Origin of the sequence: Fuerstiella marisgermanici (assembly GCF_001983935.1) — a bacterium.
GTDB lineage: Bacteria > Planctomycetota > Planctomycetia > Planctomycetales > Planctomycetaceae > Fuerstiella > Fuerstiella marisgermanici.
On the sequence record NZ_CP017641.1, the window covers coordinates 6,384,399 to 6,395,713 of the forward strand.

Annotated in this window: 2 protein-coding genes; one reads left to right on the top strand and one right to left on the bottom strand. The window is 57.3% G+C overall.

The features are described 5' to 3' along the window. Positions 1–70: 70 nt before the first annotated feature. Positions 71–9,289: a PKD domain-containing protein gene (locus Fuma_RS36000; protein ID WP_077026363.1), complete on the top strand. Its 9,219-nt coding sequence runs from the start codon at positions 71–73 to the stop codon at positions 9,287–9,289. Positions 9,290–9,397: 108 nt separating this feature from the next. Here the strand turns inward: Fuma_RS36000 and Fuma_RS24050 are convergent, their stop codons facing one another. Then, positions 9,398–11,188: an Hsp70 family protein gene (locus tag Fuma_RS24050; protein WP_077026364.1), complete on the bottom strand. Its 1,791-nt coding sequence runs from the start codon at positions 11,186–11,188 to the stop codon at positions 9,398–9,400. Positions 11,189–11,315: the final 127 nt, after the last annotated feature.

Consider the following 11,315-nt stretch of genomic DNA (forward strand, 5'->3'; position numbering starts at 1 on the left):
TTATACCTTCGAGCTGCTTGACGGGGCAGGTGGCGAGGACAACGCCAGCTTTAGCATCAATTCGAACCAGTTGGTTACTGCTGAAATATTTGACGACGAACTGAAGGATGCGTATTCGGTGCGTGTTCGTGCGACAGACAGCATGGGTGTGGTGACCGAAAAGGCATTGGCGATCGAAGTGCTCGACACCGACGGGGACTACTACGATGTGATCGGCACCGGCGGGAATGATGTCTTCACGGCGCAATACATTGGCAGCGGGACCAACGAATGGTTGGTGAGACGCGGAGGGACAACTGTATTTAACGGCCAGCTTGCCGCCCCAACGACCAAGCTGCGGATTCTGGCAACCAGCGGCACTGACACTATTACGATCCAGGGAACTGGTGGTGACGATACGTTCGCAGTCGATGGGCAGGCGATTGAAGTCAACGGCTTTACAGTGATCGGCCAAAGTGTCGAAACGCGACGGATCTTTGCGAGCAGTGGCACTGACACGTTGATTGGGCCTGACACGAATAGTGTCTGGACGATCGATGACTTGAACGATGGCACGTTGAACACGTCGACGAGTTTTTACGATGTGGAATCGCTGGTCGGTGGTTCGGCGGATGATACCTTCCGGTTTACCGGGGGGCGTTTTGACTATGTCGGGACACTGGATACGGGTGATGGCTGGGACACACTGGACTACTCCGGGTTTTCCGACTCGGTGTTCGTCAGTTGGAACACGAACCGAGCCACCGGTGTAGGCTCCAGCAGCGGAAGTGCGGGTGCCGCTTTGGGCTTTGAGTCAGTAATCGGCTCAGATGCTTCGAGTGAGACTGTTGAGGGTCCTGATTCGGTGAACGAATGGCGCATCACTGGTGAAAATACAGGAACACTCAACAACGGGCAGTACGGCTTTACCAACGTCACAAATCTCAGAGGTGGTCCTCAGGAAGACGTCTTTCTGATCGAAAGTGCAGGGGCGCTGTCGGGTTCGCTCACCGGGAGCACGTCGGATCGCATTGAATTAGCCGACCGCGTCGCGCCGATCGATGTCAATATTTCCGATCGCAACATTCCCGGTGTGCTTGGCAGCTATTCTGGTGGGGAACTGCTGATCGAAGGCGACAACGATAACCGTCTCCTCGGTAGTACGGGCAGTTTGTCTTTGCAGTTGAATGCTGATGGCACCGCCACTGCGAATGGTGTGCACTACAGTTCCGGTTTCGCTCAGTTCGTGGGTGGCAGTGGTACGGAATCGTTGTTCGCTCCCGAGTTGGCGGCCGACTGGTATGTGACCGGAGAAGATACCGGCTACGTTCTCATTGACGGACAACGCTTCGACTTTGCCAACGCGGAAAATCTCTACGGCAGTGACGCTGTCGACACGTTCATGGTTCAGATCGGCGGAAACTGGAACCGTAGCTTGATTGGGCAAGGCGGAGACGATGTGTTCACGGTCCTCGGCGACGTGAGCAGCATCAGTGCCGGCAGTGGCACCGACCTTTTGATCGGGCCTGACACAAATAGCCTGTGGACGATCGATGATTTGAACGATGGCACGTTGAACACGACGGCAGCTTTTTACGATGTGGAGTCGCTGGTCGGTGGTTCGGCGGATGATACCTTCCGGTTCACCGGGGGGCGTTTTGACTATGTCGGGACACTGGATACGGGTGATGGCTGGGACACACTGGACTACTCCGGGTTTTCCGACTCGGTGTTCGTCAGTTGGAACACGAACCGAGCCACCGGTGTAGGCTCCAGTGGCGGCACTACGGGAGCGGCCACTGGTTTTGAAGCGGTGGTTGGTTCGGGCGCTTCGAGTGAGTCTGTTGAGGGCCCTGATTCGGTGAATGAGTGGCGCATCACTGGTGAAAATACAGGAACACTCAACAACGGCCAGTACGGATTCACCAACGTCACAAGTCTCAGAGGTGGTCCTCAGGAAGACGTCTTTCAGATCGAAAGTGCAGGGGCGCTGTCGGGTTCGCTCACCGGGAGCACCTCGGATCGCATTGAACTAGCCGACCGCGGCGCGCCGATCGATGTCAATATTTCCAACCGTAACATTCCCGGAGTGCTTGGCGGCTACTTCGCTGGGGAACTGTTGATCGAAGGCGACAACGATAACCGTCTCCTCGGTAGTACGGGCAGTTTGTCTTTGCAGTTGAACGCTGATGGCACCGCCACTGCGAATAGTGTGCACTACAGTTCCGGTTTCGCTCAGTTCGTGGGTGGCAGTGGTACGGAATCATTGTTCGCTCCCGAGTTGGCGGCCGACTGGTATGTGACCGGAGAAGATACCGGCTACGTTCTCATTGACGGACAACGCTTCGACTTTGCCAACGCGGAAAATCTCTACGGCAGTGACGCTGTCGACACGTTCATGGTTCAGATCGGCGGAAACTGGAACCGTAGCTTGATTGGGCAAGGCGGAGACGATGTGTTCACGGTCCTCGGCGACGTGGGCACCATCAGTGCCGGCAGTGGCACTGACACGTTGATCGGGCCTGACACAAACAGCCTGTGGACGATCGATGATCGGAACGATGGTACGCTGAACACGACGACGAGCTTTTATGATGTGGAGTCATTGGTCGGTGGTTCGGCGGATGATACCTTCCAGTTTACCGGCAGTAGTTCGGACTACATCCAGGGGACGCTGGATGGCGGTGGTGGTTGGGACACCCTGGATTATTCACAGTATTCGTACACAGTGTTCGTCAGTTGGAACACGAACCGAGCGACGGGAGTAGGCTCCAGTGGCGGCACTACGGGAGCGGCCACTGGTTTTGAAGCGGTGGTTGGTTCGGGCGCTTCGAATCAGTCTGTTGAGGGCCCTGATTCGGTGAATGAGTGGCGCATCACTGGTGAAAATACAGGAACACTCAACAACGGCCAGTACGGATTCACCAACGTCACAAGTCTCAGAGGTGGTCCTCAGGAAGACGTCTTTCAGATCGAAAGTGCAGGGGCGCTGTCGGGTTCGCTCACCGGGAGCACCTCGGATCGCATTGAACTAGCCGACCGCGGCGCGCCGATCGATGTCAATATTTCCAACCGTAACATTCCCGGAGTGCTTGGCGGCTACTTCGCTGGGGAACTGTTGATCGAAGGCGACAACGATAACCGTCTCCTCGGTAGTACGGGCAGTTTGTCTTTGCAGTTGAACGCTGATGGCACCGCCACTGCGAATAGTGTGCACTACAGTTCCGGTTTCGCTCAGTTCGTGGGTGGCAGTGGTACGGAATCATTGTTCGCTCCCGAGTTGGCGGCCGACTGGTATGTGACCGGAGAAGATACCGGCTACGTTCTCATTGACGGACAACGCTTCGACTTTGCCAACGCGGAAAATCTCTACGGCAGTGACGCTGTCGACACGTTCATGGTTCAGATCGGCGGAAACTGGAACCGTAGCTTGATTGGGCAAGGCGGAGACGATGTGTTCACGGTCCTCGGCGACGTGGGCACCATCAGTGCCGGCAGTGGCACTGACACGTTGATCGGGCCTGACACAAACAGCCTGTGGACGATCGATGATCGGAACGATGGTACGCTGAACACGACGACGAGCTTTTATGATGTGGAGTCATTGGTCGGTGGTTCGGCGGATGATACCTTCCAGTTTACCGGCAGTAGTTCGGACTACATCCAGGGGACGCTGGATGGCGGTGGTGGTTGGGACACCCTGGATTATTCACAGTATTCGTACACAGTGTTCGTCAGTTGGAACACGAACCGAGCGACGGGAGTAGGCTCCAGTGGCGGCACTACGGGAGCGGCCACTGGTTTTGAAGCGGTGGTTGGTTCGGGCGCTTCGAATCAGTCTGTTGAGGGCCCTGATTCGGTGAACGAATGGAGCATCACTGGTGAGAACGCAGGGACACTCAACGATGGGCAGTACGGCTTTACCAACGTAGGCGTTCTGCGGGGAAATTCCCAGGAGGATGTGTTCATCATTGAAAGTGACGGGACGTACTTCGGTTCATTCGTTGGCTACGGGGGGACCGACCGACTTGAACTGGCCGAACGCAGCGAACCACTGGAAGTCAGCGTCAATGCCCGCAGTATTCCCGGAGTACTTGATTCCTACTCGTTGGAAAAGGTTGTTGCACAGGCCCCCGCCGACAATCAATTGCTGGGTAGCGAGGCGAATACAAATTGGCAGGTCGCTGCCAACGGGGACATCGTGGTCAGCTCCGTGACTTACACCGGCTTTGATTCCATTCTCGGCGGCAGCGGGGATGACACACTGCTGGTTGACTACACCGGCGACAACCTGGAAGCCGCATTGCAAATCGCCTTTGACGGCGGTCCGGGAGGAAACGATGGCATCGGATTCACCGGCGGAAACTTCAACACCGTGTCCTACGATCCGGCTCAGGGAACGCTGCAACTCAATGATGTGACGCTCGAACTGACGACCGGAAATCTGATCAACCTTACCAATTCCGCGATCACGAATTTGACGGTCAACATTGATCAAGCCAACCTTGTTGCAACCGATATCGCGACTACGCTCAGCGGCTCCAACACAACAGATACGCTCATAGCCTTTAGTGAATCGCTGGGCGGTATCCTGGTGCGTAACGTGACCGGACGTTTGAGCATCCAGGGCGACGCGGTGGACAGCGACAGCATTACCCTCGGAAAGCTCGGTAGTTCGTTCTCCGCTGATGTCGTTGTTGACGGACGTGGCGAAACTGATCAGGTTGCCTTCGACGACACGTTCGTTCTGAAAAACAATGACGATTTGGAGGTCTTCGCGGAACTGATCACCACCGCCGCCAACGCCGTCGTGCGGACTCAAGGGACAGGGCGAGTCATGTTCTACGGCGACGAGTTTGAGCTGGATCTCACGTCCACGATCGAGTCCGCCAACTCTGTCACTGTTGCTCCGATCTCTTCCAATCGGAATATCGAATTGGGAACAACCAACGTGAACGCGTTGAGCCTATCGACATCAATGCTCGAGCGAATTCTGTCGCCATCGCTCACTATCGGTCGCGCTGGCATTCCCGGCGGCACGCTGTACGAGGGTGACATTACGGTTGCCGGTGACGTGACTTTGGCCGCGAATACCAATCTTCAGGTCACGACGGCTGGGGATATCGTCCTTGGCAGCACGATCGACACTTCAGGAGGCACTCTGTCGCTGAGTCCTGGTGATTCACCCCATGCCGTGCACGTCGCCTTGTCACCTACGAGTGTGATTGCCAGCGAGCTGTCTATCGCGTCTGGCAGCAACCTTCGTTTCACCATCAATGGCACCACGGCGAACAGTGAATACTCTCAGCTTAACCTGATCGGTGCTCTCGATTTGACGGGGGTTAAATTGGTGATGGACGGCGAGTCTGAACTCAGTCTTGAAGACAGCTTCGTGCTCATCAACAACGATGGCACCGATTCCATTTCAGGAACTTTCGCCACCTTGCCGGAAGGGAGCGTTATCAACGGCTTCCTCGAATCACCGCTTAGTGCCAAGGTGTCTTATTTGGGCCTGGACGCTGCCACCGGCAACGACTTTGTGTTAGCTGTAATCCCGCCGCCTAACATGGCGCCTGTGGCCGACGCCGGCGGGCCTTACCAGGTCGATGAAGGTGGAACCGTGCAGTTGGATGCCTCAGGGTCGCGTGATCCAGACGCGCCGGACGAGACGCTGACATTCGAATGGGATTTGGATGGCGATGAGATCCTCGGAGAGACCGGGACCAGTGCTCAGCACGGGGACGAAGTCGGCAGGAATCCAATCTTTGAGGCCGGTCTACTGGATGGGCCAACAAACGTGACGGTTGAAGTGCGTGCGACCGATAATTCTGGTGACTCACACACGGCCACTGCAACCGTCTCGGTCAGGAACGTGGCGCCCACGATCTCGCTTGATTCTGTGGTCACAGTCGTCAGTGGCACCCCCTTGACGCTCGTAGGATCGTTCGTTGACCCGGGACCGGATACCTGGACGGCCACCGTGAACTACGCGGACGGTTCCGGCGATCAGTCACTGACGCTCAATGGCGACGATTTTGAATTGGCTTATACCTATAACAGCGCTGGCATTTATACCGCCCTTGTCACGATTGACGACGGGGACGGCGGCGTGACCAGCAAGAGTCTGACTGTCGAGGTGGCACTGCCGCCGTCGCCGGATTTGACGTTGATCTCGTCGGATGTGTTGTTCAATCCGATCAATCCGTCTGTCGGTGATGCGGTCAATTTTATAATCGATGTCACCAACGCAGGGACGCTTGCCGCAACTAACGTCCCTGTCAGTATTCAGGTGTACGATGCGGACGGCGAGGATTTTGTAGAAATCGGTCGCCGCGTGATAGCATCGATCGCTGCGGACCCGGAAGAAATCGATCCGAACTCCGTCGTACAGTTCGGCTTTACCTGGGATGGCGCGAACGGCCAGCCCGCACTGCCGCTCGAGGATGCGTACCTGCTGGTCCGCGTGGTGGTCGATCCTGACTCGACGATCGAAGAACTCGATGAATCAAACAACGATGCCATTCAAGTCTTGCAAATCGGCAGCCCCGCTACCGGTTCCGCCGCGCTTGTGGCGAATGTTCCTGATCGCACTTTCTATAGAAACGAACTGGTGGTGGTCGGCGGCCAGGCGTTTTATGACTTTAGTACGCTTCCCGGTACCGACGACTTTCCAGTGCAGAATGCGAGCGTGACGACTCGCTTGATCGACCAGAACGGCCAGGTATTGAGGGCCTCAGGGACGCGTACGGCGATCAATGGGAATTTCCGGGACATCTTTCGAACGCCCGAAGAAGATGGAGACTACACGCTGCGGTTTGAAATCAGTGATGGGACGTTTACCGAAGTCTTTGAAGCGACGCTCACTGTCAACGGTGAATCCCCTGATCCTTTGCCACCGGGACCGCGTGGCCCAGCGGGCCCCGGCTACGTTTTTTCGTCTTCGCTGCTGTTCTCACATCCCACGTTGCCGCCAGTAGATCCTCAACCGGAGGATCTGACAAATCCGCAAATCGGAGACCTGGTCACCATCACTGGCGTTTTTGACTATGACCTGGATGTTGAGCTGCCAGAGGTCCAGGTGACCTTCAACGACCTGTTTCCCGTACTCGGCCAGATGCGAACGTTCGAGATCGGCAGTGGCTCAGTCAGTTTCCCCGACGGTGGATCGACCGGACCTGCGTTTCTGCCGATGGACTGGACGCCAACAGCCGAGGGCTATCATATCATTCAGGTGATCGCGGAGCCGGATTTCAATTTCCGAGCTCATACCCGCACAACCCGCGCGGTCCTGGTTGGTGATCTGGACACGACATCGCTGAGCGTCGAATACGATTCGGAGATTGTTCCCGATCCGCCGCCGGCATTCGCACCACTGAGTTTTGGGTTCAGGGGTTTTGCCGCAGCGGCGATGGCGGACAGTGAAACTCCCGCGCCCGGTGATACGCTCAAGTTTACTCTGAGTTACGAGAACACCGGCTCAACAACCATCACCGGCGGAGTACTGATTGACGATTTCGATGAAACGCTGTTAGGCATGCCTACCAATATTAGCAATGATGGCATCGTCGACGGAAATATCATCCGCTGGGAACTGGGTGATATTGCGCCCGGCACATCGGGAACGGTGTCCTACGAAGTGACGATTAAATCGACGGCTGAGTTTCCGCCCGGGTCGGCGTTTGTGCTCAACACGGCGATTCTGAATGCTGACCAGGCTGTGGCGGCAAGCACCAGCGAACTGACCGTCAGCAACAACGCTCCGGTCATTACGGGCCTCAACATCGACAGTTTGGTTGATGAAAACGGCGACGTGACGCTGACCGGCACGTTTAGCGATGCCAGTTCGACAGACAGTCATACCGTCGGCATCGACTGGGGCGACGGGCGAAGCGACACGCTGACGTTTTCTGCTGGCGAGCGTTCGTTCTCCATCGGACACACTTATGACCTTGGAGTTGTGCCTTCGGTGGAAAATTACGAAGTTTTTGTTGGCGTGATGGATGGATCCAGTCAGTCTGACAGCAAAAGCGCGACTACGTCCGTGTCGGGTGTGTCGCCGCCATCGGTCACTGCCGACGTAGCCACGATCACCGTCGATCAAGGCGACATCGCCAGCAACACCGGCATTTTCGCGGATACCGTTGGCGATGTTGTGATCGTATCGGCGTCGATCGGTACCGTCACCCAAAACGGTGAAGCAAGTGGAACATGGTCGTGGTCGTTGGATACCACGGACGCACCGGCGGAGACTCAAACGGTCACGATAACCGCCACCGATCGTGGCGGACTGACTACTCAAACGACCTTCACACTGACCGTGATCGCTGCGCCAGATTCGACGCCAGTGATCGATTCCCTCACCACCGATGCGACAACGATCGGCGACAAGGCGGCCGGTGAAACGGTGACGCTGACGGCGGCTCTTTCAGATTTCTCGGCCGCTTCTCTGCCAGCGATGACCATTCGCTGGGGCGATGGCTCGGCAGATTCAGCCAACATCAGCTCAACCGGCGCGATTGTGAACACTCATACGTATGCGGACGGCGGCGTTTACACTGTCACGCTCAGTTTTGATGACGGCGACGGCGAGTCGGCTTCCACTGAGGCGCTTCTCAGTGGGGTTGGCATACAGGATGGAGTTCTGAATGTTGTTGGTTCGGCGGGCCTGGACCAAGTCATCCTGCAACGTCGCAGCGGGGCCAGTTATCTGATCCGTTCGAACACGCTTGGCACTCATAACGTGTCACCGACTGCCTTCACCAGCATCTATGTGCAACTGGGCGATGGCAACGATCGGTTCAACGCATTGGGCAACTTCGAAGCGCCTCTGATCGTCGATGCCGGAGCGGGGAATGATCGCTTGGTCGGTAGCCGAGGTGGCGATGTCCTGTTGGGAGGCGAAGGTAACGACTACATCTGGGCCGGATCAGGCAACAACATCGTCATCGGAGGAACGGGCCGCGACTTTATCTTTGGCGGCTCGGGCACAGACCTGCTGATCGCGGGGACAACTAAGTTCGACCAGGATTCCGCAGCACTGCGTAAGCTTCAAGCCGAATGGACGTCTGAGCGATCGGTGCAACAACGAATCGCCAACCTGTACAACGGCTCGGGATCAACAAATCGCCTGAATGAAGACAACTTTCTTACCGTTGGCACAGAAGGCAGTGTGCAGGACGATGACGAACGTGACCTGCTGTTTGGCGGAGGCAGCATGGACTGGTTGTTTTACGACAAGCAGGAAGACATCGCGTACGGAACATTGGGCGATCTTCTGAACAACGACCTGGATGACCTGTTCAACGATTAAAGTCGTTTCCCTTATGTTGTGGACGATTCGGGCTCGCGTGAAGCACGCCTTCACAGTGCGAAACGCTTGTTTCGCGGCCACCTGGCAACGAAATGCGCCGGAGCAATATTACGTGTCCGACTCGCGTTCCCGCACATCGAATTCCAGTTTCCACCGGCGGTTGCTCGCCTTGTTGACGCACCATAATTCCAGAACTCCGAGTTCCGTCACGCGGGATTGGAAATTGACGGGCACCCATGTTTCGTCCGAGTCATCGTCTTTCGGTAACTCGGCTTCCAGGTTGACGGTTTCCACCAGTTCGTCTTCGTCCCACGACTGCAGCAGCGTGCCGGGTTCGTCGTTGGTACGGACGGTGGAACCGAAGAAACGGAACCGCGCGGGTTGACCGACGACGAGGCCGATCTCACCGGACGGCACGTCGCGTTCGGTGCCTTCTTCCATTCCCTGAGGCACCACGCAGAGGGCTCGCAGCGGACGCGGGGCGCCGGGGATGGCGAGGCCGGCGGATTCGATGCCGACGTACCAACTGCGAGCTGACCCACCTCGAATGCGCAGCGAGCCGTTGGCTCGCGTCCAGCCGTAAAAGGCGGCTCCCAGCGCGACCGCGTTGTCGAGGTCATGGACGCCCGCCAGAAGTTGCGGCGGGTTATCGTCGTACCAGGTTCCAACCACGTTCATCAGCCGTTCGCGCAGCCGGTCGGCTCGAAAAACTCCGCCGTTAAACAGAAGGTAGGTCGGCTGGACGGATTCGCCTTCGCCGTGACGGCTGAGAAAATCGGCGATGTGCCGCGTAATGCCGGTGTCGGATTCGTACGGCAGTCCGATTTCCTGGAAGCCCGTCATCATCTGCCGCTGCGGTTTGTCATGCAGACCGGCTTCTGGAAAGAAGCCGTCCATGAGTAGCTTGGCGGCGGCGTCTCGTTGAAGTTCCACGCTGACAGTGCCGCCGATGAGTTTGCTGCCGCGACCCAAAACGGAAACGGTATGAGTTTCCGGGCCGTCGTCCACGAACAAACTTTCCTTGGCGTTGCGACACGAATGCCACAGCGACACCGACTGCCACGGATCCAGTTTCACGCCCTGTTGTTCGAACTGTTGCGACGCGTGGTACGCCAGCGCGAGGTCCATGTTGTCACCGCCGACCAGCAAGTGATCTCCGACGGCGCGCCGGCGCAGTTCCAGGTCGCCGTCTTCGTCGACAATGTCGACCAACGTCAGGTCCGTCGTGCCGCCGCCGACGTCGCAAACCAGAAGTGTTTCGCCGGCCGTGAGGGTGTCTCGCCAATTGTCGCCCATCTGCTGCAGCCATGCGTAAACGGCGGCCTGAGGTTCTTCCAGCAGCACCAGGCTTTCGGGCAGGCCCGCCTTGAATGCCGCGTCGCGCGTGAGTTCTCGCGCGGCCGGGTCGAAGCTGGCGGGCACGGTAAGGACGACCTGCTGATCGGCAATTGGTTCTTCGGGGTGAGCAGCGTCCCAGGCTTCGACCAGATGTTCGAGGTACCGCAGCGTCGCATCGACGGGTGAGATCTGCGGATTTCCTTCCGGAGCCTGCCACGGCAGAATCCGCGACCGGCGATCAACTCCGCCATGACACAGCCAGCTCTTCGCGGCCCCGACCGTCCTGTCCGGGTTGTCCGCCGACTGCCGACGAGCGAACTCACCCACCGCGTAATCCTGCCCCGGACACCACGGCAGATCGCAGGTGCCGCTTTGAGCTTCCGCATCGGTGGCGAGGTACGTGAACGACGGGAGCGAATTTCGTGATTCAACCGTGCCGCGATCGACCAGCTGCGGAATGGGAAGAATTTCGGCCTGCGGTTTTTCTGCGTCCAGCCGAACAAATGAGACAACGCAGTTGGTGGTACCAAGGTCGACGCCGATGGCGTAGGTGGAGGACATGTTGTGAAGTCAGTGATTCTTGATTGAAAAGTGATAGCTTGGGTCGGCGTGATTCAGCGTGAACAAACGCTGTTCAACGGATGAAATCTGTCGGTGTGGCAAACAATTCTCGACGGACGCGGCCGCC